Origin of the sequence: Leptospira mayottensis 200901116, assembly GCF_000306675.2 — a bacterium.
Taxonomy (GTDB): domain Bacteria; phylum Spirochaetota; class Leptospiria; order Leptospirales; family Leptospiraceae; genus Leptospira; species Leptospira mayottensis.
The window spans coordinates 173,938-198,944 of sequence record NZ_CP024872.1; the positions used below are offsets into that span (position 1 = coordinate 173,938).

Below are 25,007 nucleotides of genomic sequence, written 5' to 3' on the forward strand. Positions count from 1 at the left end.
TAAATACTATTCGGGAAGGGAATTATAGGAGATTTCTCGATTTCAACAAAGTTTTTTTTGGGCATTCAATGGAATTTTAGGTAATTTTTATGTACTTTAAAGAGGTTTTTTTGCGATATGCAAAACTGCATTTCCGAAAACAAAATTTTTATATCGTACTTCTTGAAAACCCAGTTTTTCAAGAATCGACTTTAGATTTTCTTGATCCGGATAAACAAGGGAAGAAACCGGAAGATAATCGAACATCTCGTTCTTCCCGCCCCAAAGAATATAACCGAGAATTGGAACTATTTTAAAGAAATAAAAATCTGCGATCCAACGAATCCAAGGATTTTTAACCTTACCCACATCCAAATTGAGAAACAATCCCCCTGGTTTTAAAACTCTGAAAATTTCCCTAATCGCTTTGAAGAGATCATCCACATTGCGGAGACCGAAGCCGATTGAAACCACATCGAACTGAAAATCCTGAAAATTCTTGAGTTCTGTCGCATCTCCTATCTCGAAACGGACTCGACCTTTTTCGGTTTGTTCTTTAAGACGAGTTTTTGCAATCTCAAGCATGTTTTCCGAAAAATCCACACAAGTAATATGATCGACCCGAGAAGAATTTTCCAAGCGCACCGAAATATCTCCGGTTCCACAACAAAGATCCATTACATGTAAACGGTCGGGAAGATTTTCTTCAATTTCACGAACCAACCGATTTTTCCAAATCCTATGAAGTAGAAAGCTATTCCAATCGTTGAATCGATCGTATTTACTCGCGATCTTGTTGAAATTCTCTCGAACAAAACCCGCTTTGGTATCGACATGAGGCATCTGAAACATAACTTTAATGAAATAATTTGAAAGCGTTCGCCGATGGCAAGAAGTGTTTTTGTAGAAATCCAATTGCAGACAACCCTAATGGACGCTTAGAGTTGCGAACCATTAGAACTTTAGTGCCCGTCTCAAAACTTCAAAATGTAGGAATTACTACAATCTTAAACGACAGGAAAAACCGCCAATGTGAGTAATCTGTAGGAACTCCCACGTTTTTTAGAAACTTGCTGGATCGTTTAGAGATATTTTTTTAAGATTTTGAGACGGGTTCTTAGTGACTAGTGTGACTTATTTCAGACAAAGACAAGTAGCCTAAAATCCAACCACTAATCCATCGTCACTTGAAACGTAGGAGCTCCCACAAATTGAATGAACATGTTTTTGATCAGTTTTATGACTTCCAACTATAAGAAAATGCGGTACTTGCATAGAGCATTGAAAGATTAGAATGACAAAGGAGAAGGGAATGACAATCTGCTCTTAAGCTCTCGGGAGGTTTTGTGGAAGTTTTATTTGCAAAAGGAGGATGGGTTTCAATTCTCATTTTAATTGTAAGTTTCGTCAATCTTGGACTTTTTATCAGAGTTCGTACCTTTCTTCCGATCCTCAAAAAAAATATTCTTTCAAGACTCCGAGATAACGATCCAAACGGAAACAAAGACAAACAAAACCCGGATTTAAAATCCATCCTCGAAGATTCAGAAGAATTCTTTCGTAGAGAATTTTTCGTTCCGGAAACGATGATCTCTTGGATTCGAAATCTCGCCGGAATCGCTACGATGCTCGGACTTCTCGGAACCGTAATCGGAATCTCGGTTGCTTTCGAAGAGATGAAAAACGCAGGTACGGTAAGTTTAGAAATTTTCTCCGAAGGAATTCGACTTGCCTTAAATACTACAATTCAAGGATTATGCATAGCCATTCCTTCCGTTCTCGGGTTTCAATACCTCAAAGTTATACTTCATAAAACGGAAATAGAACTTAAATCTTCGATCGACAACAAAAACGTCGATGCAATAAAAACCTAGAAATGAAAAAGAATCTACAAAAAAGGAAAAACCTTTTAGAAGGCGACGATTCTCCTCTCGACATGACGAGTATGTTGGACGTGGTTTTTATTCTTTTAATTTTCGTCATGGTCGCAATGAGTTTCCAAAAAGAAGTTCATTCCTTACCCGTAGTTCTCCCTAAAGCGAAGGTGGAAACTGGCGGAAGCGGGACTAAAAAAGAGATCTTTCTTTTAAAAAGCGGGAATATACGTTATGCGAAGTTAGACTTTACGGAAGCCGATTGGAAACAGATCGTCTCCAAAAAAGAATTTCAAAACCAAGTTGTGTGGATTTACGGAGACAAAGATATCGGTTACGGGAAGTTCGTATTTGTATTGAACAGTTTGAAAAACTCAAATCTGAAAGAACTTCATCTCGCAATCAAGAAAGAGTGATCAAGACCGAAGTTTCGGATTTTCTTTGTGACGATCCTTATCTCTTTCAGTGTTTTTCTTCAAAGTGGCACGTAACGCATCTTCCAGGGAAATTCCCATTTGATTTGCAAGACATATTAAAACAAAAAGAATATCCCCCACTTCCTTGGAAATTCCTTCCGGATCCTCTCCTTTCTTAAAAGATTGATCTCCATATTTTCTCGCTACTAACCTCGCAAATTCCCCCACCTCTTCCATGAGAATTGCAAGATTCGTGAGTTCCGAAAAATACCGAACCCCGAAATCGGAAATCCACTCGTCTACTTTTTTCTGAGCTTGTCTAAGAGACAGTTCGTTTTCATTCATCTTTGTATATCCAATCGATCAATCAAAATTGCCGTCGGTTCGGGATAACAACCCCCACTTAAATGATGAGAATCAATATACTTCCTACATTTCACTTCAGCACGGAAATCGTTCATATCCAAGGAATATACATTCTTAAATTCTGATATAATTTGTTTACGGAGTTTTTCCCAGCTAGGATAAAATTCTGCGGATTTAACCCTCTTTTCCAATCCTTCATAAAGAAGAGGGGACCAAAGTACAACTTTGACTCCGTTTTTTTCCGCGGTTTCCAAAAACTGAAACAGGAATTTTCTCTGCACGGGAGATATCTTGATATAACGATAAGTGTCGTTGTAGTATTTTTCAGATTCCTCCTCTAATTTTTCGGGAGGAGTATTTGTCAACAACACGTTCGGAATTCCTCCTTTGAATTTATCCGATTCGTTTATCAGAAGATTTCGAATTTTAAGCATCGTATCTTTGGAATGTGGATCTTTAATTCTTGCCATTGCCTCCTTGAATCTCGGAGGGAACACAGTGGTTCTAAAAACCCTGGATCTCAAAAACGTGTCCCAATCGTTTGTAGAAAACTCCTTCGCATAACGTATAAAATACGGAAGATCGTAAGAATAACGTAGGGGGTAACGATTACAAAAATCTGTCATAGAATCGGGATAGAATTCCAAAATCGCGTAGTCCGGTTTTAGTCCAGCAGAAAGTATCCTTTCAAAATTATAGTTATGATACGAAAAAGGAGCCGAAGGAGCGGAAAAATTATATACGATCAGATCCGTTCTTTTTTTACGGATCGTATCGAGAGAGAATTCTCCCATGTGAGAAGTTCCGAAAAAGATCAAAACTTTTTTGTCTTTTTCCGCCACAGATTTCTCTTCAATCAAGGCTGCAAGTACCTTGTCTTTTATTTCATAAAAGTAATATTCCGCCCCGGCTTCGGTGTAAGGCCTTACCCACTGCGAAGACAAAAGACGATCCAAAGAAAAAGCGAAGATAAAAAATAAAAGCGGAACCGTTAACAGTTTTTTACGAAACAAAGGGATCAAGTTCTGTCGTTTTGGAGCACCCATCATTCTCCCTCCTTAAAACTGAAAGTAGATAAAGTCCTGGCCCTTGCCCGCATAATTGGAAAGAAGCAACACTAATAAAATTAGAAAAACAGAAATTAGAATTTTCTGATATTTAAAATAAAACCGAAGCCCTTTCTCAAAATATTCCAAAGTGTGGAGTAAAATCCCCGCGACCAAAAAAGGAGTCAGTAAGTCAGTTCTCAAAACCGACTTCGAAGGTTCGGTTATCCATTGAACCCCATAAAATAAGATATGCCAAGCGTCCGCCAAAGAGTGAGATCGGAAAAATACAGCACCTATCATAAAAATCGAATACACAACAAAGGCTCGAATAAGCCACCATACAAATCCTTTTTCTGGTAATTTAGGAATACCAATCCGATCCATGAGTCGATCAATCACCAACCACAGACCATGCCAGAATCCCCAAACCACATAAGTCCAACTGGCTCCGTGCCAAAAGCCGCCTAACGTAAATGTTATGATCAAATTCAGATATACCCTGGGCTCCGAAGCCCTAGAACCCCCGAGTGGAATATATATATAATCCCGAAGCCACGTGGCTAGAGTAATGTGCCACCTTCTCCAGAGATCTTGAATACTTTGGCTGAAAAACGGAGCACGAAAATTTACAGGAATGTTAAAACCCAAAAGAAAAGCACAACCTCGAGCGATATCGGTATAACCGCTAAAGTCGCAATAAACTTGCCAAGTAAATCCTTGGGTGGCTAGAAAAAGAGAATGACCGTCGTATTCGGAAGGGTTCCGATACACAGGATCTATCAAAGAAGCAATATTATCGGCGACTAAAATCTTTTTTGCGATTCCAAGTCCCAAAAGATACAAACCCGCATAAACGTAAGAGGGTTTGATTCTTACCTTATCCAAGATCGGGAAAAAATCTTGGTGCCTCATAATCGGCCCTGCAACCAACTGAGGAAAAAAAAGGATAAACAAAACAAACCGAAAAAGGCCACAATCGTTTGTAATCTTACCGCGGTAGACATCCACGACAAACGCTATGATCTGAAATGTATAAAAACTGATCGCAAGTGGAAGAATGATCTGAAACCCGAAGTTTCTCTGGTCCAAGAAGCTCCAACCCGTCCAAACATAGAAGTTATCCGTAAAGAAATAGAAGTATTTGAAAACGCCAAGGTTGATCAAATCCAAAATGACGATCGCTCTTAAGACTCCAAGACTTTTCCTCTTAAACAAACTCCGAATCGCCAAGTAATTGATATAAAGAATTCCTAATAAGTGAAATAAAAACGGAACGCTCCAGGTCGCGTAAAAAATCAAAGAAGCGATTACGATCACCCATTCCCTATAGTTCTTCCCGTTGTAAGCCCAATAAAGTATATAAACACAAAGAAAAAATAAAAGAAAAAGAGTAGAGGTAAAGATCACTTGTTTTCCTCTTTTAGAAGGGCTTTCAAATCTTTTGCAAATGCAATCGTCAACTTTTGCATCCCGATCGAATTAAGGTGAATCAAATCATAATAATAATCCCCGTTATCCGGACCGTCCAAGATATCCTGGTAATCGAGTAACGGAACCGGATCGGAAGGATGGATTCTTGCGAGTTCCCTTTTCCAAACCTCGTTTCTTTCCGGAAGTCTCCATCGTTGAATGAGCTGGCTGTAAGGTGCAACAACCCCGACGATCCGAATGTCTTGACCGTTCTCCCTTCCGATTCTTCGAATCTCGTCGTGAAGAATTTTGAGTCGATCGAAATATTGTCTTGTGACCTCGTCTTCGTTTGCATGAGTCAATGGATTACTTGCAATGATGCAAGTATCGAAGATCGCCTTTTTATGAAAACGATCCGAACCTTCCGGAATCGGCTGACCGTTGGCAGGATTGGTCTTTGCGACACAATCGGGAACGTCTACAATCGGATACATACTGATCTTTTCTCTATAAGAATTTTCGTAGTCCCAAGGATGATGATTTTCTTTTTTAAAACGTTTCCCTATATCTTTGATTCTTTTGGAAGGACTCAAAATCAGATCCTGAATGTCCCTTCTATACGCAATCGACTTCAAAGTGATGTAGATAAGATCATCCACGTTTACGTCGTAATCGAAATCGTAAATTCTAGGATATACTTCCGAACGATTGAATTCGGAAATCATGGCAAGCGTATGTAAGTTCAAAAGTTTTTGGCCAACCCAAGGAGTCGTAATTTCAAATACGTGGATCACAGTCCTTACGCTTTTAAAATGAGGAAGAGTTTTCAAAACCGCCAAGTCCTGGACGATCAACTCCGTTCCGGGAATCGCAATCGATTGAATCTTTTTACCTAAAGGGGCAAGCTCTTCGTTTAACATCGGAATGGACAAACCCTGATAGGCTACTGATGTTCCGACAACCAAAACATCCGGATCAAATTCTTTTTGTTTATCAAGAACGTGATTTGTAATTCTTAAAACGTTGGCCGCATAGGAATTCTTTTTTAAAAAAGGCCGGTAACAACCAAACTGCATTCCGGTTTCTAAAAAGATCAGAATTAAAACCGGAATCCAGAATTTTGGGTCTTTGAAAAATGCAAGATATTCTTTCATAACGGATGTTTTCCTAAAACGCAAAGTAAAGAAAACTCTGGCTTTCCGTAATACCGAAAACCAAAAGCATAAAGACGTTTGCGAGGAAAAATAGAATGAACTTCCATTGACTTCGAACGATTTTTTCTATATTATTTTTTGCGAATATATAGGAAGCCGCAAAACAAAAGAACAAAAGAATTCCATACATATAGTTCGAATATCCTTTAACCCCCACGAATCCGTCCGAACCTAAAAAGAGAAGAGATTTCATCATGGAAATGGCTTTTTCCATTGTTTCAGCACGAAACATAATAAAGCCGAACGTTAGGCAAAACATCGTAAAAATTCTCGCGCAGATATCGTAGACGATTCCTCCCTTTTCATTCAGTAAGGTAGCAATCTTTGTTTTGGCATACTCCCTATGTGTAAAAATCATAACCCCTTGCCAAAGTCCCCAACTGATAAAATGATACGCGGCCCCGTGCCAGACTCCGGCAAAAAACCAAGTGATGAAAATATTTCTGTAAGTTAGAAGCGCCGTTCCTCTCGATCCTCCGAGTGGGATGAAGATATAATCCCGAATCCAAGTGGAAAACGAAATATGCCAACGAGACCAGTGATCCGTGATGTTTCTTGCGACCATGGGAAAATTGAAGTTCGGATCGAACTTATATCCGAAAAGACGCGCCACACCAATTGCAATGTCCGTATAACCCGCAAAGTCAAAGTAAATCTGCCAACCGAATGCAAGCGCTCCGGTCCAAATTTCAATCGGATTGAGAGTCGCATAATTTGCAAACGTGGAATCCACGACCTTTGCGAGATTGTCCGCAAAAACGATCTTACGCGTGAATCCGATTAGAATCTGACAAAATGCAATTTGTATGTCTTCCTTCTGAACCCGAAGAGGAAATTCCAAATCCCGAAAGAACGTTTGAGCACGAACAATCGGCCCCGCAACCAACTGAGGAAAAAAGGAAACATAGAGAGCAAAGTCCAAAAAGGATTTTTTCGCTTCTATTTGTCCCCGATACACGTCAATTGTATAACTCAGAGATTGAAACGTATAAAAAGAAATTCCGACGGGAAGAACAATATCATAATACGCAAACTTAAATCCCGCAGCGGGAGTGAGATCGTTCACAACTCCTAAAAGAAAGTTCGTATATTTAAAGTAGGCGAGTAGCCCCAGATTCGTAACTATGGACAGCAAAAGCCAAATTTTTCTTTTTTTTGAACCAGGAGTCGCCGCTTGGATTTTAAGAGAAGCAAAATAATCGATAACGATCGAATAGAGTAAAAGAATGATGAATTCTTTTCTCCAGGACATATAAAAATAAAAACTGGTTCCGAGAAGAAAAATTCTTTGGATCTTCCCCTTGAGCAAATTGTTGATGACGAGTACAACGGGAAAAAAAAACAAAAAGTGAAGCGAGTTAAAAAGCATGTTTCGTCAATGGAGTCTTATGGATCTGAAGAGCAGTTTTTCAAAATAGAATATCCTTACAACTTCAATTTACGGATTTAGAATCCTCGGGAAAAATACCCGTTTTTTCCGACTCAAGGGGGATAAACCTTTTCGGGAAGGATGGATTCCAGTTTGAATTCGATCCCCTCAATATAACTTACCGTTTTTTTAGAGGAACGAGGAAGGGTGGAAAACGAAAAATTAACTAAAAATAAAAGAAGACACCAAACAAAAAGAATTGAATGATAAAGAGCTCTACTTCCGAATGCGAACGTTCGAAGCTCCAAAGACTTTAAAGTCAAACCCGCGAGTAGAATCATTCCAATCGATGTCCCAACCCAAAATTCGAAAAAATAACCTTCCCACCAAGTGTAGAAAAGAATCGAAGGAACAAGCCAAAATGCAAGCAAAACTGTTTCGATTCGGAAACGTTTCCATACTTTTCTAAGATTTAAAAGAAAAAGAGAAAAGATAAAAATCCAAAACGCGAGATTGAGATTATAAGGTAAAGATTCCCTATTGTCCCAAGAATGCGGACGAATTCTCAAACCACTCTTCACTCCTTCGAAATTGAGAAACGCATCTCCGATCCCACGATAAAAATTCATTACGTAATTTTTCGCTTCGGGAGAATTTCCCCATTTGTCCTTAGTCGCATATAAAAAAAGCCAATTCGCAAAATTTCTTTCGCTGTCCAAAGGAGAAGAAAGATTTCGATTCAACACAATAAAACCTACGTAAAGATAGGATAAAGTAAGAATTCCCACAAGAAGAAAACAATACACGAACGTACATCGTAATTTCCAAGCAAAACTGAATTCTTTCCCTTTCCAAGTCCTAGAAAATAGGATTGAAATCGGCACCAAGGGTAAAAATAAAATATCCGATTGATGAAAATACACCCCGAAAAGCTGAATCACAAAAAGGGTAGAGATAGAAATCGGTGAATGTCCATTTTTAGCAAAATAGACGCAGAACAGATATAAAATTGCAGTTAAACAGGAATGAATGAGAGGCGTATCGTTGTGTTGCGCGTAAAACCAAAATCCTTGAGAAAAATGGATAGCCAAACCCAATAAAATAGCGCCTAACGTGTCCGAATAGATTCTTCGATACATCCAGATAAAACAAAATAGAAAAAAAAGAGCCGATCCCAAAATACGAAGACGAAGTCCGAACATTACCGATTCCTTTCCAAACCATTCCCGCCAAAATTTGAGATAAAGATAGCCGGTACTTTCAAAACCAAGATGGTGAGGATTATAGAAAATTCTCCAAGTAAGATCGGAATTGATATTGTACGCGTAGACAATTGCGTCCCAGTCGTAATGTCTAGAAAGAAACCGAAGATCGAAAAGAAAGATTGAAAAGAAAAATAGAACCAGGAATCCGAAAAAAATCTTATTTTGAAGAACGTTTTTGAAAATCATCTGTAATTCAATCCATCTTTTACACAATCGTCTATCGAAACGAAAGTCTCAAAACTTTTCGAAACAAACCTTTGTTTGTTAAACGACCGAATTTTAAAAAGGTTGTTTTTATTGCCGAACCGAAACGTTTAAAATAGGACTCCTATTCAAGCATCAATCCTCGAAACGAGATTTCCACAGAGAAAACATATTCTAAAATTCTAATTCTTAAATAAACCCCGAATCAAGTTTCGATTTTGAGCCCGAAAGAAAAACGGAGAATACAATCCGAATTCGGAGCTATCCCCTTCGGATCTTAGATCGGTAGTAACGATCACAATTCTTTCTAAACCGAAAAACTTTCTGAACAAACCGGTCTTAAATACGATTTGAACCCCGCTTTGTTTACAATTCCACCGGAATATGTTCTTTCCGAAAAAACCTCTTATTTCCAAAGAAAGAATATCCCCTTTGAGAAAAACCGCTGTCAAACAAGTCCTTTCGATAAAACGAACCCAATCTAGAAAAAAAGCAAAACCTATATAACCAAAAGCAAGATACCCGACCGTCAAATAAAGTTTACGATCTTGTAAAATCGGAAGATTTAACACTTTCGGAATGAGAAGAAAGTCCGTAAATTTTTGGAGATAAAAAGCGGAGACTTCTCCTCCCAAGTAACAACCGTATAACACTACAAAGACGATCAAAGTTCCAAAAATCGGAGGAATCGGATTGATCCTCAAACGAATCGGGGTTCCAGAAGAAACTTCGGTTGCATTTAAAAGCTCCCATCCCGAATAAATTCTTTTTTCATTCTGTCTCATGTTCTTAGTGGTACAATTCCTTTCTATGTTTCCAAAGATCGATCAAACCTTCTTCGATTTTTTTCGCGGTCAGATCCCAAGTCCACTGAGATGCATCCCAAACGGAAGGTCTCTGTAGTTTTTTATGTTGTAACTCCGACAGGGAAGAAACCCAGGCATCTACATCCAAAGGTTCCGCGAATAAGTCTACCTTTCGTTCCAAAATTTCATGAAATACCGGAATATCGGAAGCGACGCAGACCTTTCCTTCTCGAAGTGCCTCTAACAAAGGAAGGCCAAAACCCTCGTGAACCGATGGGAATAAAAAAGCGGAACACTTTTGATAAAGCCAAGCAAGAACCTCGTCCGTAGGATTCTCAATAAAAAGGATTCCTTCCGATTCCAGACTGCCTTCCTTTAAAAGTTGGGTCAGCCCCTCAGACTTCCAACCCAAACGGCCGGCTATCACAAGAGAGAAAGGATAGGAAGAATTCTGTTTTTTGAGTTTTCGATACGCATCGATCAGAGTTCTCAAATTTTTTCTAGGTTCCAAAGTTCCAATCGTAAATAAAAAATTTCCAAAAAGTTGACGCAGAGGCTCACGTACGGAAGGGAACGGTTCCACTCCGGGATATACAACTTTCAATTTTGGACTCAGATCCGTCCTGAATTTCAGGATGTCCTGGCGAGTGTTTTCGGAAAGACAAAACACAAGATCGGCCCTGTTTAACGTCTTCGGTGAAAGAATCCTATGTTGCCAAAGATTTGTGACCGTCATCGTTTGAGGTGCGGAACGAAAGTTGAGATCGTGATAGTTTACAGCAGTTAAAACGTTTCCACAAAAAAGAGGAAGTAGTTGCAGGGTCCCCCAAAAAAGATCCAGCCTATCCTTTTTGATTCGCTTAGGGATCGTCCAATTCAACCAGACAAATCCGGGAAGTCTATCGGTCATAAAAAAATGGGAATTTACGTTTGAAAGAATATCATAAAATACGGTATGAATCGGCTTGTTCGAATAAAGATAATATTCCAGAGGAGATTCATTCGTAATCAATCTTCTTAAAACTTCCGCGAGATACCTGGAGTTCCCGGTAATCCCATAAGCAAGAGGGCGAACATCCACACCCACTCTAGGTTTATATTTAAGTTCGTTGGTTCGGATCGGCATCAGTTCCAGTCGTATTCATGTTTATTCCGAGTCACAGGCTCATATTTCAAAGCGAACAAAAGCAAGACGTATTGAAAGATGGCAAAGTATAAAAGATAAGAGGCCATCATCAATTTTTCCTCGATTACACTTCCGATAATCGAGCGGTTGCAAAAAAGGATCAAAACAGAACCCGCCATGAAATAAAAAGACACTTTATCATTTCTAAATATTCTTTTTATCGAATATAACACCTTTTTCGAAAAAGAGCCCGTATCCGCTTTCCAAAAGGGTAAAATCGAATACTCCACAAAGGACCAAACCCGATCCAGTAAGATCGCGGAAGGATACAAAAGAAAAACGAAAGCGTGCACCCAGGAAATTCCACTGAAGACGATTGAAAAAACGAACAGACAACCCAAAGCGTATTCTACGTTTCGTCTTACAAATACTTTCCAAAAAAACGGAATCACAAGTATCAAGGAAAAAACGGAATACATTCCTTTAACGACCAATTCGTTCAGCTCTAAAATGGGATACCCGAGCCGGGATTGATTCAGAATATCCGCATAGTTGAGGAAGTATTTTGCAAGAGTTGCGCTTAAACTTTGATTGTTTTTCCAAGCTCGAAATAGAGGAGACCTTAGATAGTTGTCAAGAATCAACTGTTTCCAAGTCAAAGTCATCTCAATCGTAAACGAAGGAGCATACAAACAAGGAAGAAAAATCCAAAATAACGTAAATACGAACGTATAAAAAACTGCACGATAACGTTTTTGTATCAGAAAGAGAAGAACAAAGGCTCCCGGAGTCAACTTAATTACGAGTGCAAGTGCGAGTAAAAAACCGGATAACCAATCCTTATTTGTATGAACGGAAGCTAAGATCAAAAAGATCAGGATAAAACCAACCTGATTGTTGTTTTGATGATTTTCCAAAAATCTCAGATTGAGGAGACAAAGAACAACGTAAAAAACAAGATGCCCTTTCCTATGAAAACGGAGGGAAAGAATATACAAAGAACCAAGAAATGCCAGAAAATTCAATGTAAGAAAAACCGCGGATGCAACCTCATACGGAAAAAAAGAAATCGGGATAAGTAAAAAAGCAAACGTAGGAGGATAGATATAAGTGCCAAGCCCTTCCATCATACTTTTAAGTTGCAAAAATACCTTCGGAGTAAAAGCCTCTTCAATTTTAATTTCCCCTGATTGAAGTTTTCCGAGAATCTCATCAATCTGATCCAAGTTATATAAATTGTTTCCTTGGGTAAATCGAACCGAAGCATTATAATAATCTCTGAAGTCGGAACGGTTTCCGGATTTTGAGATTCCGTTTATAAAGAGGAGTAAGAAAAACAAAACGGTTCCTAGAAGAATCCAAGTTTTTCGATCTCTCAATTGCATTCTGAAACACTTTTCAAACACACTCGAAAAGCCAACCAATAAAATTCTTTCAGCCGAACGCTTTCTTTGAGCTTTCAAATACAATGTCACAAAATTATCTCCTACGAAAGACGATATCTGACAGGTCCAGCAGTTTACTGACTGCTTCCATCCCGACAGAAAAAAGATTCTCCTGCGAACCGTTTACAGATCCACTGCAAATAGATGTTGTTTAAAGATCTCAAAGAATTCGAGTTTACCTTGTCCGAAGAAAGGATCGCTCGTTATCCGGCGGCCAATCGGGACGAAAGCAGATTGATGGTTCTCGACGTAAACGCCGGAAATATCTTCAGCGAACCTTCGTTTAAAAACCTTGTTTCATATTTGAAAGAGGGAGACGTCTTAGTGGCCAATCATACTAAGGTAAGCAAACGCAGAGTTTATTTAAAAACACAAATTCGTACTCACGAAACAATGTTTCTCGAAGAAAAAGAATTACTTTGGAAATGCAAGATTCGAAACTCCAAAAAATTAAAAGTGGGAACAAAACTTTCCGATGAAAAAACGCAACGTATCTCATTTACAGTGGAAAAAAAAGAAGGTGAATTCGTTTTTTTAAAATCGGAACAAACTCTACAAGAAGAAGACTTTCAGCAAATCGGAGAAATTCCAATCCCGCCATATTTCAAAAGAAATCCAGATTCCAAGGATGAAATTCGGTACCAAACACTTTTTGCAAAAACTCCTGGCTCTGTTGCCGCTCCGACTGCGGGTTTGCATTTTTCAGAATCCATCTTTCAAACCCTGAAAGAGAAAAAGATTCAATTCTGCACTTTGGAACTCAAAGTCGGTTACGGGACCTTTCAACCCCTTACCGAAGAAAATTTTCAAAATCAAAAATTACATCGGGAAGAATTCTTTCTGGAAGAATCTAGTACGAAAATTTTGAATCTCGCCAAAAAAGAAGGAAGAAGAATTTTTTCGATCGGTACTACAACTCTGCGAGCACTCGAATCCGCTTACAACTACGCAACAAATTCCTTCCGTTCGGGGCGTGGCACTACGGAACTTTTTATTCAACCGGAAGATCGACTGAAAAGCTGCGAATGTCTAATCACGAACTTTCATTTACCGGGTTCAAGTCTTCTTTTACTCGTATCCGCATTTGCAGGAAAAGAATTGATTTTGAAAGCGTATCAAAAAGCGATTCAGGAAAAATTTCGATTCTATTCTTATGGAGATGCGATGCTAATTTTAGGAAAGCGATGATTGAGCGGGCCAATCCATACTTCTTCGAGAATCGACATGATGTTTCGTCAAATAATATATTGATCATACAAGGAACCTGATGGAGAATCGTTTTTAGTGATTAAAAGAATAACTTCCAATCAATCGGCGATCAAACTACATGCAGGCAAACAAAGACCTAAAAATGGCCTGCCCGATTTTTTAGCGTTTCATAGAGAAGAACTCAGTTCCTTACCGAGAGCTTTGGAAAACCCGGGAATTTTCTCAAACATTCTTATTACGGGCCCGGGATTAGAATCCAATCTTACCTTGCTTCAGGAATATATTTCAGACTTAAAAAAAAATACCAAAGTCATCTGTGATCCTCATCCTGGATTTTTGACACTTGCGGGATTTCCAGGAAATACAGAGTATCGTCCCGGTAAAATGGCCGAGGCCGACGGGGGTTATCTTTTACTTCCGATGAGAGCGCTTACAGAAGATTCCAATCTATATTTTCTCGTAAAAGAAGTACTACAAACTGGAAAGATAGATTTTCTCACTCTTCCCGAAATGACCGGATCTAAAGAAATGAATCGTTTTCATCCTTCGGTCAATACCCGTTTTCGGCTCATTCTCGCCGGAGAAGAAGGAGAAGTGGATTTTATTTCCGGAGTTGATCCAGATTTTTACGATAGTTTTTCCTTTAAGATTCATCTTCCATACGAAGCGGTGATGAAGACAAAAAAAAATCTTCAACTTTTTGGCGGCCTGATCCATTCCTGGGAAAAGCCAGGATATCCGGGCTTCGATTCTTCCGCCGTAGACACGTTACTCGAAATCGGGCTTAGATGGAACGACAGCAGAACGAGACTTTCTTTATCTTTCGCAGAACTTAGGACCTTTGTGGGCGAACTTCTCGTGCTATACAAAAAGGAAAAAAAACCGATTACGAGAAGCCAGGTTGAATCCGCAGTCGAATTGGTGGAAAAAAGAATTGCGGTCTACAAAAGAAGATATTTGGAAAGTGTGAGAGAAGGTCTGATCACGATCCAACTCAAAGGAAAAAAAACGGGAAGGATCAATGGACTCTCCGTCATCTTACTACATTCTTCCTTATCCGACTTCGGACAAGTAAATCAAGTTTCCGCACGGGTCGCCCTCGGTTCCGGAAACTTCATCAACATAGAAAGAGAAGTGAATCTTTCTGGAGACTTACACGATAAGGGAGTTTTTATATTACAATCTTATATTAAAGGAATGTTCTCTCATATACAATCCTTCGGCTTGGATGCCTCAATACTTTTCGAACAAAATTATTCGCCGATTGATGGAGACTCGGCAAGTTGCGCCGAACTTCTTGCGATACTTTCTGCTCTCGGCGGCCTCGAAATTCCTTGTAATATTGCGGTCACCGGAGCGCTTTCTCAATATGGAGAAATTCTTCCAGTCGGCTCCGTAAACACTAAAATCGCCGCTTGGTTCGAAGTGACTCAGATCGTCGGAAATTCTAGAGATAAATATACGGTTTATATTCCTACGGCGAATTTGCGGGATTTAAATCTGCCTTCTTCTATCCGTAGGGCAATGGATAAAGGGAAATTTCAGATTTTTACCTGCTCCCATGTAGAGGAATTGATCCCGGAAGTTTTTGGAATTCCGGCTGGAAAATTCGGCAAAAACGGAAAATATCCACAGGGAAGCTTGTTCCATTTAATTGAGGAGAGAATTGATCGAAAAAAAGAAGAAGAACATGAATAGAAATCGAAGTTACAAAAATAATGCGACAGAATATTAGAAAAAATTTCTTTCCGAAGTGTTTAGGATCTCTCAAACTGGAAGAAAGGAAATGAGGATTCGTTTTTTGAACGCCGCACTCATCGTTGAGCTTTTTAAAATTTTGAATGATTTAAACCGACCTTTTGGTAGGAAAAAAGATTTTTCGTCTGGATAATTTTTTTGAAAATTTTCGTTTTAAATCGGGCTTACATTTACGAGTGTTCCTTCAATTTTGATTACCGATAATAAATTTAGTATATGAGAATCATCGGAGTGATCAATATCCAATCTTCCTTGTTCGTCAGTAGCTTGTCTGCAATTGGGCTAGGGATTCTCTTATCCGTTGTACAAGTCAAAACGCCCGAACATTTTCAAAAAACTGAATTTTTGCCTTTCGAAGAAAAGAACGACTCTTTCAAGTCCAGTCCGACCTCGACGGGAAAACGAGAAAAAGAGATTCAAGAATTTCGAATCCTGGGCGCCAAAAGATCGAATCTCTTAAACGAATTGGAAAAAGACCTGGAACTTACGGGAGCTAAGGATTTCGGTTTTGCAGGAATTGGCAACACCTGGACTCTATTTCCTTCCAGAAACAATTTAAAAGGGAATCAATCAGACCTTCTCTTCAACAACCTAAACGCAGATTGGATGGGAGCTCGTTTTTTCGACGGTAAACAGAATAAAATTCAAATAATGACTTCCGTTCTTCCTTTTTTGCCTTTTTCCGAATTAGCTCCCTCGATGCAAGGAAGAAAAGCGGATCCTATTGGAAATATGGATAGAATCGGAGTTAATCAAGCTAAGTTAGACTCCTTTGAATTGAGTTACACGATTTTACCAGGAGTGGAAGCGATTTTGAAAACGGGAAATTCCCTTCCTTACACGGCGGATCAAAAAGACCAGGGTTATTCTATGGCAGGATTCTCCTTTAAACCGAATGAATATCTCAGTACAAAAATTATTTCCGGAAGTTCCTTTGGAAATTCGAGTTTAACCACAAACAGACTTCCGTATTCTGCAAATGCACAACTCACGAATATAGATCCAAACGTTGGGACCAATCCAATTCTTAGAAATCAGGCGCTGGGAAACACAGGTGGAAGAGTAATCGAATGGCAAGCGAGTATCCAACCCGTAAAACGTCTTTTGTTCCAAACTTCCGTTTTAAACAAAGAAAAAGAAAAAGGACTTTATAATCCGGAAGCCGCTCGTTTTTCGATGTTCATCGACTTTTCAAAAATCATCCTCAATGTCCGATACAGTTATTCTGCAGACCCAACCGCGAAAAACAACGGATTTTATATCACTCCAGAATCCGACGCGACCACTTTAGGATTTACAATGCTTTTGGATCCGGCCGGAAGATACTCGTTATTTTTTGGAAACAATTATTACAATCTTCTCTCATCCAGACCTTCCGGAATCAATACTCAAGTAGATGAACCTCTACGTTCGTTTTCCGCAAGTTTCCGTGGAAAGACCAGTTTCCAAAGTGCGATCTTTTTCATGAACTTCAGAAATAACCTTTCCAAAGGTGTGATCTATACGGATGTGGGTCCGCTTAGACTTCCGGCGTTCTCTCAGTACTATACGGAATATTTTACTTCCTTAGGAATGGAACTTTCCTTTTAATTTCTTTTCTGGTTGCCCGTTTTTAACATTTTCAGAATTTGATCGAGAGAGAATTTTCGATCAATCGCTTCGGTTCGCAAGGAAATACTCGATTCAAATTTTCTGAAAGGGAAGACCTAAAATGTTCGGTAACAAGTTAGAATCAATAAAGCAAATGAATCAGATGCGAGTAAGAATAAAGAAAGTGGAGAAGGATCTGATGGCGCTTTCCTTCGAAGCAAAATCCAAAAACGACTTAGTAACTTGTATCTCCGACGGAAAACTCAACATCAAAGATATATTTATCGAAGACGAACTTCTTGCAAAAAACGATAAAAAACTTTTACAGAAAAGCATCAAACAGGCCGTATCCCGTTCTCTTGAACTTGCACAAAATGCAGCTGAAGAACGAATGGGAGAATTCCGTGGAATGATGGGAATGGAGTGAGTTCACTTCTTGTCTTAAATATTTTTCGCCCAATCTGAAATTTTAGAATTTCGTCTCTCAAAGCCAGATTTGATTCTGAACACTAGATCCGTATTCGAAATCAAACTTGATGTACATACAAATATGCCTCTTCCACTTTTTTAGAAACGAGAAAGAATATCAGGAAACTTGATTGAAGATTTTTTCTCAATTTTTAAACTGTAGAAAATCATTTTGCACACCGTATATTTAGGAATCACCAACTCTAAATCCAATGTTCAATCGTAAAAAGGGACGATTTTTCGTATTTTTCACAATTTGTATCTTCACAACTCGATTCTGTTCCGTAGATAACTTAAAAACGGAAGGCGTTCCTACTCACAAACCTGTGTTATCTGGAGAATATTATTCCAAAATTCAAAAACTGGAAGAAGGTTATTTTGTGAGGCAGTTATTCCTGGACATGACCCGAAAACAGAACAAATTTATATTTGCTCAGCTGAGCGTAACCCTCAGTAAAAATCGAGAAGAAACCAGAATCGAAGGAATCGTAAAAACAACAAACAGAGGGATACAATTGATTCCGGAATCCTGCCGAGTTTTTACAAACAAAGAATCTGGAAACCGATGGACCTTAGTCCGCGCCTACGATTGTGATCATCTTTCCTTTCAAATCGAATCAATTCAATCCAATTCGATTTCTATCGAACCCGATTTTATACCTGGAAATCCAAAAGGAGTTTATAGAAAATCAGCGTCTTCTAATACAAACAAAATTAGTGCACTCGTTTTGGAAAGCGAAGGGAAAATCTTAGAAGTCTGGGGCTTAAGGCTTTCCAGGGTAAGAAAAAACGCAACCGTCGTATTGGAAAAAGAAAACGGACAAAAATATCCGGTTCGCACTTTGAGAATCGTAGAAACCACAGGACAAATTAGAGTGAATAGAATCCCCATAGAAAAAGAAGATATTCTCCTTTACGACAATCACTCAGAAGCCGGACCGCTTACATATTAAAAAAAATGAATATTATAATGAATCTACGTGCATAGGAACCAACTTGAGGTAGGGGAGTTGCTCTCGAACTAGATCTAATTCTTTCCGGGAAAGATCTAATCCCGACCATTCTAAATAACGTAGGTTCCTCATTTCGTAGATAGAGCGAATCTCTTTGATATGAGTATGTCCGATTCGGAGTTCTAAAAGGTTCCTACAATTTGCAATCGGTTCCAAAGAGGAGACCTCCGTATTTCGAATATCGAGTTGTTGTAGGTTACACTCCGAGCCGATAAAAGAAAGATCGCGAATTTTGGTTTTATACAAACCTAATTTGGTCAATTTACCGACTTCGGAGTATCGTTTCAGATCTTGTTCATCCACGGATGTTTTACTTAGATACAAACTGTGTAGAACGGGCAATTTGGATAAAACAAAAAGATCCTTTACTTTGGTCCCACTCACGTTTAGAAAATTGATTGTCTTTAAGGAACTGAGTTCTTCTAAATTCTGAAACTCGGGATGGAGGATTTCCAGAGAAGCGAGATTTCTAAAATCGACCAATCTAGTTATATCCGGAAATTCACTCTCATCAAATCCAATCCAACGAATTTGATACGGATAATATCTAAGGATTTTACCTTCTTTAGAAAAGACAGGAACTCCACCGGAAACAGGTTCTTTTTCCAAAAGAACACATGAAAAAGTCCAAAAGCAGAAACCGATAATCAAAATCTTGGATAAAGAAAAAAAACAGATCCGAATCATAGCTTGGTACAATTGAGAATTAGAATTCAAGAAAAAGAAGCCAATTTTTTAAAATAAAAAGCTCAAGAGAAATATACATTTTTGGTGTAAGAGTTCCCACATTTTGTGTTCAAAGTTCATGGTTAGAATTTAAGATTTTAAAGATAATATCCTAATATAGGTTAAATGGAACTTACAAGAACAGAAAATTCTTTCTCATCATACGCGATTTTGAGTTTGACTCTCATATTCACAATTTCAAGATGACTCAATTACTAAAGGGGTACATTATGAGAAATATCCAAAAATATGCGAAAATAGCAGTTACTTTTAGCCTCATCCTTGGGCTGCTCTTAAACTGTAAGAACGATGATAAGAAAGACGACGTTGTCCCAATGCTTCTTTTGGCTTTAGTCAGTTTAGCCCCCAGTTACAACTGCTCCGCAACCGTCAAAGGCAAGGTCGCTTCCTTACCTGCAATGATTGCAACTACTTCCGTTCAAACACTTATTTATGGCAAGGTTCCATTCGTAAATCATTCCATCGCAGCCGTTAAAGTTACTGGTGCAGCTAATGGAACTAAAATTGTTTTTACCGGACGTAACGTTGCGGATTTTGACGAAGGGAGCTCCAACAACGAAAACGCACCTTTGGTCTACAATGCCTCTTCTTGTCCACTTTCCGACGTCGCTCAAGATACGACAAGATCAACTTACACTACAAATAGTGAAGGTCAATACGGTTCTGTTGCAGGCGATGGTCCTTACACGTATACGCTAAACGCCACAAAAGGCGGGGATTACTATTTTGTTTTCTATCTTGCGAGCAGAACCGCCGAGCCTCCTACGACTACGTTCCGAATACAATAAGATATTGATTCAAATGAACGCATTTCTGAATTTCAAACCGCTATTTCTCTTTGGACTCGGAGCCTTGCTCCTTGTTTTCTGTGCGAGACAACATTCCGCGGTCGACAACGAAGAACTTGCGTTCAAACAATCGATTCTCGCCTTACAAAAACAAATCGAAGAAGCGAGTCGTTCTAAAATTCTTTCCACAGAAGCGAACAAAGACGGTTCGTTTACCACGAAAGTCAGATCGGTTTCGTATGATGTATGGATCAAATACAACTTTGCAGACAAAACTCAAGCTTTTGTTCCGAACGTATCCGGAGGCTGGGACGTAGGTTTTCAAAGATTCAAACTTCAAACAAACGGAGGCTTGACCTATTCGGAAGGACAAGGAGGTGCCTGTTTAACCAACCCTGTTCTCACCGATTTTAACACCGCGGCTTCGAGTACTTCTACAGCTTTGGGTTGTACAAACGCTTCTTTTTCTCCCGACACAAACGTATCTGAAATCGCGGCTGGTGGAGTCCAAACCAACTACGTGGGAAATAACGTACTCAACAAATGGTTCAACTACACTTTCGCTTTTTTACAGCCTAATTATAATGTTTTCATAATCCGTTCCAATACGGGGAACGAATACTATCTCTTTCAGATTACCAGTTATTATAATTCCGAGGGGACCTCGGCGCATCCCACGGTAAGATGGAAGCAAATCCCTTACTAACCGTATGTTCTTTTCGATCCGTCGGTTCTTTCAACTCAAATCGATTCAGATCTTATTTCCTATTCTCTTTTACATTCCAATCCAAGCTCAAGATGAAAGGACAAAAACTGAAACCAAAGTCGTTGAGGGCGAATCGCCGAACAGAATTACTACGAAAAACAACACTACAGTCACCGAATCACTTCGAAAAGAAAACGGGCAAAACATTCCAGAAGAATCCCAAATCGTAGTCACAGGTTCCAGAGGCGAACGAAGACTCAAAGACTCCACGGTCGCGACCGAAGTAATCTCCCGTAAAAAAATAGAAGCCAGCGGTGCAAGAAACGCAGCCGAAGTTTTAGAAACCCAATTGGGAATCGATGTAGTTCCATTCTTTGGAGGTTCAAGAGTTCGAATGCTCGGTCTTGATTCGCAATACGTTCTGATTCTAATTGACGGAGAAAGGATTGCAGGACGTTTAAACAATGCCGTGGACCTCAGCAGATTCAAAGTTCAAAACTTAGAGAGAATCGAAATCGTTAAAGGCGCCTCATCTGCATTATACGGAGCAGACGCAATCGGAGGAGTCATCAACCTCATCACGAGAGAAGCTGATAAAAAACTCAGCTACGAAATGCGCACAACTTACGGAAACGGAAGTCGAAAGAATTTCAATACCGAAGGAGAATTCAATACCAACGCCAACATGGGTTTTAGAAACGAGTTCGTCAGCGGTGCTGTTTCTGCAGGTTACAATAAAAACCCAGGTTACAGACTGGTTCCGAATTCTCAGGCTACAACTGGAAACGCATATCAGGATTTAAACACAGGGATCAATCTCACCTTTAATCCGGACGGAAACTTCAAAGGCAAAACTAGAATTCTTTACCAACATAGGGATCAAAACGGAGTAGACGTAACTCAATCCAAAGCAATTTTTGATCGGAATAATAAAACGCACGATTTTCTAGCCACGGGTTCTTTGGAATATGGATTTGGAAAAAGAAATTTGATCTCCTTTCGAGGAAACATTTCCAAATGGGAAAACAAATACTACAACAACCAAAGAGGGGCGAACGAATTAGACGTGAAACAATTGAACGCAGAACTCACTTCCCAAGGAACCGTTCAATTGGACATGGAAGCTTCTGAAAGGCATTTTATCACGATAGGCGCGGAATCCTTTGCAAACGAATTAGAATCGGATCGGTTACAGAGTCGGTACGTATATAGAACTAGAAAGGCTGTATTCTTTCAAGACGAGTGGACTGTCTCCAGTTCTCCTCGAATTCGAGTGATTCCGGGAGTAAGATACGACGACGATTCTCAATTTGGTAATCAAACAACTCCTAAGCTTGCAGTCCGTTACGATATTTTTCAGAACTTAGTTTGGAGGACGAGCTACGGAAGGGGTTTTCGTCCACCCAGCTTTCAGGAATTATATCTTCGCTTTGAAAACCCGGCCGTGGGTTACGTTGTGGAAGGGAACCCGAATTTAAAACCAGAACGATCAATCACGATCAACTCGGACTTGGAATACAGTCCTTTTAGTTTTTTGACATTTTCCCTCAGTTTATACCGCAACGACATTATCAACTTAATCCAGTACAAATTCGATTCGAACAAAGGAAAGGAATTTGCCGAATTTCAATTACAGAACATCGCAAAGGCATATACGAGAGGAGGGGAATTCGGAGTTCAGTATAGATTCTTAAAATACTTCACACTCGAATTGGGTTATAATCATACGGATACAAGAGATCTAAATACGGACAGACCTTTAGAAGGAAGAGCGCTTCATCAGGCGTCCGCAAATTTCATCTACACTTCCCCTGGGGGATTCCAATTCAACCTGAGAGGAAAACATCTGGATAAAAGGCCGTTTTATAGTGCCACGAACAATCTGGCAGGACAAGATTATATTCCCACCGAAGTTAAATTGAACGAAAATCCTCCCGTGATTTACGGAAAACCATTTACGATTTTGAATGTAAGAATCGAACAGAAATTCTTCAATAAACACTTTTCTCTTTTTTTGGGAGTGGATAACGTGCTCAATCAATACGAACTTGCCTACAATCCAACTCGACCTCGATTTTATTACGGCGGATTTTCCGCTCAATTTTAGATTTTTTGTTCAAATTTTCGTAAGACATTACTCCAAATATAAAATATTTTTAGAATATTCTAAAGTTCTTTTTTATTGAGAATCTTGTAAAACGGAATGCTCATCAAAACGATTAGAATCTGTGCAGATCCGAATACGAATGCGGTGAGAGAAGATCCTGAAAAAGGAGCCCAAGTAGTAGAGATCTGATCCAGCCCCACCGAAGAGATCGGACCTAAAAAAAATCCAAGAGAGCCGAATCCCATCAGACCAGCCATCACAAGCCCGTTATTTTCGCGCTTACAAAGGGAAGAGGCGAGTCGTAAAGAAGTGGCAAACATCAACCCCGCACCCAATCCGCAGAATAGAAGTGAAACGCCGATCCATATAACCGACTGAAACATTCCGGAAAAGGCCAAAGAAACCCCGTAGATTAACGACCCGATGGCAACTGGAAAATACTTTCCGGTTCTTTTGGAAAGACGAATCGCAGGATAAGATAAAAGAGCCATCGGTAAAAAAACTAAGGATAACATTTTTCCAGTCTCGGAAGGATTCAGGAAAAACTTTTCCCGAAGGCGCAGATTCAGAGAACTCATAAAATATCCGGAAGTGAAACGATCCAAGAATTGGAATGCGAGAGGAAACAAAAGAAGAGGGTGAGTTAAAAAGAGAACGCCGGATTTTTTCCAAGAATGTTTTTTCGAGTATCTAAACTTTTCTTCAGGAACAAGTCGATATACGATCCAACCAAGAAATAATAAAATTCCAGAACCGATTCGAAACGGTAGAGTTGGATCCTGTTTCCCTAAAAAGCCGAAAGAAAGTCCCACGGCCCCTCCTAAAGAAAGTAACATTCCGGATAAACCCATCAAACTTCCGTTGCCGAATTCGAGTTTAGTTTCTCCATGCTCAAAGTCAGCGACGGAAGCGAGAAGTAATCCAATCACGAATACGTGCGCTCCTCCTTCCAAAAAGCGAAAAAATAAAAGTGTGGGGAGATTTTCCGCATAAGGAAGAAGATTTAAAAGTAAGGCATCAAACCCGCAAAAAAGAACGATGAGTTTTTTACGAGTTCCGAAATAATCCGAAAGAAAGCCAGCGATCGGTGAAAAAACAAAGGACCCGAGCATCGCTATACTCAAAAACCAGGCGACTTCTCCATTGCCCGATTGAAATCTATCCTTTACAATTTCCTTAAATACAGGCACGATCATCGTGACCGGAAGCATCGCCAAAAAAACGGCCACTGGCAGAAAGTAGGCTGATTTTTTCAAATCAGCCTTTTCCCAAAACGGTATCGTAAACTTCCTTACCGATTGCAGAAATCAAGTCCTGTTCCAGTTCAGAAAAAATTCCCTGATTTAAAAGAAATACCTGTTTGGATTCGGATAGAATCGCTTGTTTTTCGGAATCGTTTACGGGCAGAGAGTCCAACGCGGTACGATAATTTTGTTTGAATCCGTTGATATCTTGAATAGCGGGAAATTCGTAAAAAGAAATCCCTTGTCCTTCCGGAAGGTTCAAAGCCCTGGCCGCAACTTTTTTCAAGATCTGCCCACCGGAAAGATCTCCCAAATAACGGACATAGGAATGCGCAGCTAACAATTCGGGCCGAGTTTCGGAAATATTACGGATTCTTTTCACATAAACTTGAGTCGCCGCGCTAGGCTGGCGATCGGTTGGTTTCCAGGTTCCATAAAAGAATTGAAGATCTTCTAAAAGTGCATCTTTTCGATAAAGCTCTTGAAAATGAATCGATTTTAGTACCGCATTTCCTGTATGGCGTTCCAACTCTTCTTCCATAGATTCGTAAACAAAGTAAAACGCTTCTAAATGTTTTGCATAAGTTCCTTTTTCCAAAATTCCCTTCATAAAACAACGAATGAAAGCGGAACCTTCTGCAGCTTTGTGTTCTTCGGATGTTCCTTCTCGTAAAATGGTTGCTAAACTCATCTTGCACCTCCTGACAATACTGTGACAATTCTTTTAAGCTGATACTGAGAATCAAACTTATTTTACATAAAATTACCGATTTTTACTGGGAAAGTTCAAACTCTTCAAAAAATTAATCCGAAAGAATTTCGAGGAATTTGTGGGAACTCTTACAAACAAAGAA

The 25,007-nt window shown here is 39.4% G+C and carries 22 protein-coding genes and 1 pseudogene; 10 read left to right on the forward strand and 13 right to left on the reverse strand.

Annotation, left to right across the window (positions count from 1 at the left end; translation table 11 throughout):
• Positions 1-96: 96 nt before the first annotated feature.
• Positions 97-831: a ubiquinone/menaquinone biosynthesis methyltransferase gene (locus LEP1GSC190_RS18360; protein WP_002749566.1), complete on the reverse strand. Its 735-nt coding sequence runs from the start codon at positions 829-831 to the stop codon at positions 97-99.
• 494 nt (positions 832-1,325) lie between these two features.
• Here LEP1GSC190_RS18360 and LEP1GSC190_RS18370 point away from each other — a divergent pair, with 494 nt between their 5' ends.
• Both LEP1GSC190_RS18370 and LEP1GSC190_RS18375 read left to right on the forward strand, forming a co-directional pair.
• The gene (locus LEP1GSC190_RS18370) at positions 1,326-1,853 is read left to right on the forward strand and encodes a MotA/TolQ/ExbB proton channel family protein (RefSeq protein WP_002749231.1); all 528 of its coding nucleotides are present in this window, start codon (positions 1,326-1,328) and stop codon (positions 1,851-1,853) included.
• Positions 1,854-1,855: 2 nt separating this feature from the next.
• Entirely contained in the window at positions 1,856-2,269 is a 414-nt protein-coding gene (locus LEP1GSC190_RS18375; RefSeq protein ID WP_002749588.1) for an ExbD/TolR family protein, read from the forward strand.
• Here the strand turns inward: LEP1GSC190_RS18375 and LEP1GSC190_RS18380 are convergent, their stop codons facing one another.
• The 9 genes and pseudogenes from LEP1GSC190_RS18380 to LEP1GSC190_RS18420 all read right to left on the reverse strand — a co-directional run bounded on the left by LEP1GSC190_RS18380 (position 2,270) and on the right by LEP1GSC190_RS18420 (position 12,463).
• Positions 2,270-2,614 carry a nucleotide pyrophosphohydrolase gene (locus tag LEP1GSC190_RS18380; protein WP_002749655.1) on the reverse strand — a complete coding sequence of 115 codons (345 nt, stop codon included), beginning with the start codon at positions 2,612-2,614 and terminating at the stop codon, positions 2,270-2,272. It abuts the gene before it with no gap.
• Positions 2,611-3,681 carry a DUF1574 domain-containing protein gene (locus LEP1GSC190_RS18385; RefSeq protein WP_036036109.1) on the reverse strand — a complete coding sequence of 357 codons (1,071 nt, stop codon included), beginning with the start codon at positions 3,679-3,681 and terminating at the stop codon, positions 2,611-2,613. The genes LEP1GSC190_RS18380 and LEP1GSC190_RS18385 overlap by 4 nt, the downstream gene beginning before the upstream one ends.
• A gap of 12 nt (positions 3,682-3,693) precedes the next feature.
• Positions 3,694-5,091, reverse strand: a complete 1,398-nt coding sequence (locus LEP1GSC190_RS18390) for an MBOAT family O-acyltransferase (protein WP_002749225.1) — start codon at positions 5,089-5,091, stop codon at positions 3,694-3,696.
• Positions 5,088-6,248, reverse strand: a complete 1,161-nt coding sequence (locus LEP1GSC190_RS18395; protein WP_002749388.1) for an SGNH/GDSL hydrolase family protein — start codon at positions 6,246-6,248, stop codon at positions 5,088-5,090. Before LEP1GSC190_RS18395 ends, LEP1GSC190_RS18390 begins: the two co-directional genes overlap by 4 nt.
• A gap of 13 nt (positions 6,249-6,261) precedes the next feature.
• Entirely contained in the window at positions 6,262-7,677 is a 1,416-nt protein-coding gene (locus tag LEP1GSC190_RS18400; RefSeq protein ID WP_002749466.1) for an MBOAT family O-acyltransferase, read from the reverse strand.
• Positions 7,678-7,741: 64 nt separating this feature from the next.
• Positions 7,742-9,128, reverse strand: a pseudogene (locus LEP1GSC190_RS18405) (hypothetical protein).
• Between the two features lie 200 nt (positions 9,129-9,328).
• Positions 9,329-9,931, reverse strand: coding sequence for an LIC20162 family protein (locus tag LEP1GSC190_RS18410; RefSeq protein ID WP_002749649.1), 603 nt, complete (start codon positions 9,929-9,931; stop codon positions 9,329-9,331).
• A gap of 4 nt (positions 9,932-9,935) precedes the next feature.
• Entirely contained in the window at positions 9,936-11,078 is a 1,143-nt protein-coding gene (locus tag LEP1GSC190_RS18415) for a glycosyltransferase family 4 protein (RefSeq protein WP_002749568.1), read from the reverse strand.
• A complete protein-coding gene (locus LEP1GSC190_RS18420; RefSeq protein WP_237578393.1) occupies positions 11,078-12,463 on the reverse strand; it encodes a glycosyltransferase family 87 protein in 1,386 nt (461 codons plus the stop codon). The genes LEP1GSC190_RS18415 and LEP1GSC190_RS18420 overlap by 1 nt, the downstream gene beginning before the upstream one ends.
• A gap of 204 nt (positions 12,464-12,667) precedes the next feature.
• On the opposite strand from LEP1GSC190_RS18420, the gene queA reads away from it, so the two are divergent.
• The 5 genes from queA to LEP1GSC190_RS18450 all read left to right on the forward strand — a co-directional run bounded on the left by queA (position 12,668) and on the right by LEP1GSC190_RS18450 (position 18,501).
• Complete coding sequence (queA, locus tag LEP1GSC190_RS18425) at positions 12,668-13,711, forward strand: tRNA preQ1(34) S-adenosylmethionine ribosyltransferase-isomerase QueA (RefSeq protein ID WP_002749311.1); 1,044 nt, start codon at positions 12,668-12,670, stop codon at positions 13,709-13,711.
• A 96-nt stretch (positions 13,712-13,807) separates the two neighbouring features.
• On the forward strand, positions 13,808-15,430 hold the full coding sequence (locus LEP1GSC190_RS18430) for a S16 family serine protease (protein WP_002749427.1): 1,623 nt from the start codon (positions 13,808-13,810) through the stop codon (positions 15,428-15,430).
• 276 nt (positions 15,431-15,706) lie between these two features.
• Positions 15,707-17,080 (forward strand): hypothetical protein, encoded by a 1,374-nt coding sequence (locus LEP1GSC190_RS18435; protein ID WP_002749442.1) that lies wholly within the window; start codon positions 15,707-15,709, stop codon positions 17,078-17,080.
• A 121-nt stretch (positions 17,081-17,201) separates the two neighbouring features.
• On the forward strand, positions 17,202-17,507 hold the full coding sequence (locus tag LEP1GSC190_RS18440) for a YbaB/EbfC family nucleoid-associated protein (protein WP_036036113.1): 306 nt from the start codon (positions 17,202-17,204) through the stop codon (positions 17,505-17,507).
• Between the two features lie 253 nt (positions 17,508-17,760).
• Positions 17,761-18,501, forward strand: a complete 741-nt coding sequence (locus tag LEP1GSC190_RS18450) for a hypothetical protein (protein WP_002749332.1) — start codon at positions 17,761-17,763, stop codon at positions 18,499-18,501.
• A 12-nt stretch (positions 18,502-18,513) separates the two neighbouring features.
• On the opposite strand, the gene LEP1GSC190_RS18455 is transcribed toward LEP1GSC190_RS18450, so the two are convergent.
• Positions 18,514-19,248, reverse strand: a complete 735-nt coding sequence (locus LEP1GSC190_RS18455; protein ID WP_002749462.1) for a leucine-rich repeat domain-containing protein — start codon at positions 19,246-19,248, stop codon at positions 18,514-18,516.
• 269 nt (positions 19,249-19,517) lie between these two features.
• Between LEP1GSC190_RS18455 and LEP1GSC190_RS18460 the strand changes: the two genes are divergently transcribed.
• Genes LEP1GSC190_RS18460 through LEP1GSC190_RS18470 form a run of 3 tightly spaced genes read left to right on the forward strand, consistent with a single transcriptional unit; the run spans position 19,518 to position 22,909 of the window.
• Positions 19,518-20,096 carry an LIC20153 family lipoprotein gene (locus LEP1GSC190_RS18460; RefSeq protein WP_036048585.1) on the forward strand — a complete coding sequence of 193 codons (579 nt, stop codon included), beginning with the start codon at positions 19,518-19,520 and terminating at the stop codon, positions 20,094-20,096.
• A gap of 13 nt (positions 20,097-20,109) precedes the next feature.
• On the forward strand, positions 20,110-20,802 hold the full coding sequence (locus tag LEP1GSC190_RS18465; protein WP_036048582.1) for an HmuY family protein: 693 nt from the start codon (positions 20,110-20,112) through the stop codon (positions 20,800-20,802).
• Positions 20,803-20,806: 4 nt separating this feature from the next.
• Positions 20,807-22,909, forward strand: coding sequence for a TonB-dependent receptor plug domain-containing protein (locus tag LEP1GSC190_RS18470; RefSeq protein ID WP_002749356.1), 2,103 nt, complete (start codon positions 20,807-20,809; stop codon positions 22,907-22,909).
• A gap of 59 nt (positions 22,910-22,968) precedes the next feature.
• On the opposite strand, the gene LEP1GSC190_RS18475 is transcribed toward LEP1GSC190_RS18470, so the two are convergent.
• The gene (locus LEP1GSC190_RS18475; RefSeq protein ID WP_002749591.1) at positions 22,969-24,165 is read right to left on the reverse strand and encodes an MFS transporter; all 1,197 of its coding nucleotides are present in this window, start codon (positions 24,163-24,165) and stop codon (positions 22,969-22,971) included.
• A 1-nt stretch (position 24,166) separates the two neighbouring features.
• Positions 24,167-24,844 carry a biliverdin-producing heme oxygenase gene (locus LEP1GSC190_RS18480; RefSeq protein ID WP_002749379.1) on the reverse strand — a complete coding sequence of 226 codons (678 nt, stop codon included), beginning with the start codon at positions 24,842-24,844 and terminating at the stop codon, positions 24,167-24,169.
• Positions 24,845-25,007 lie beyond the last annotated feature (163 nt).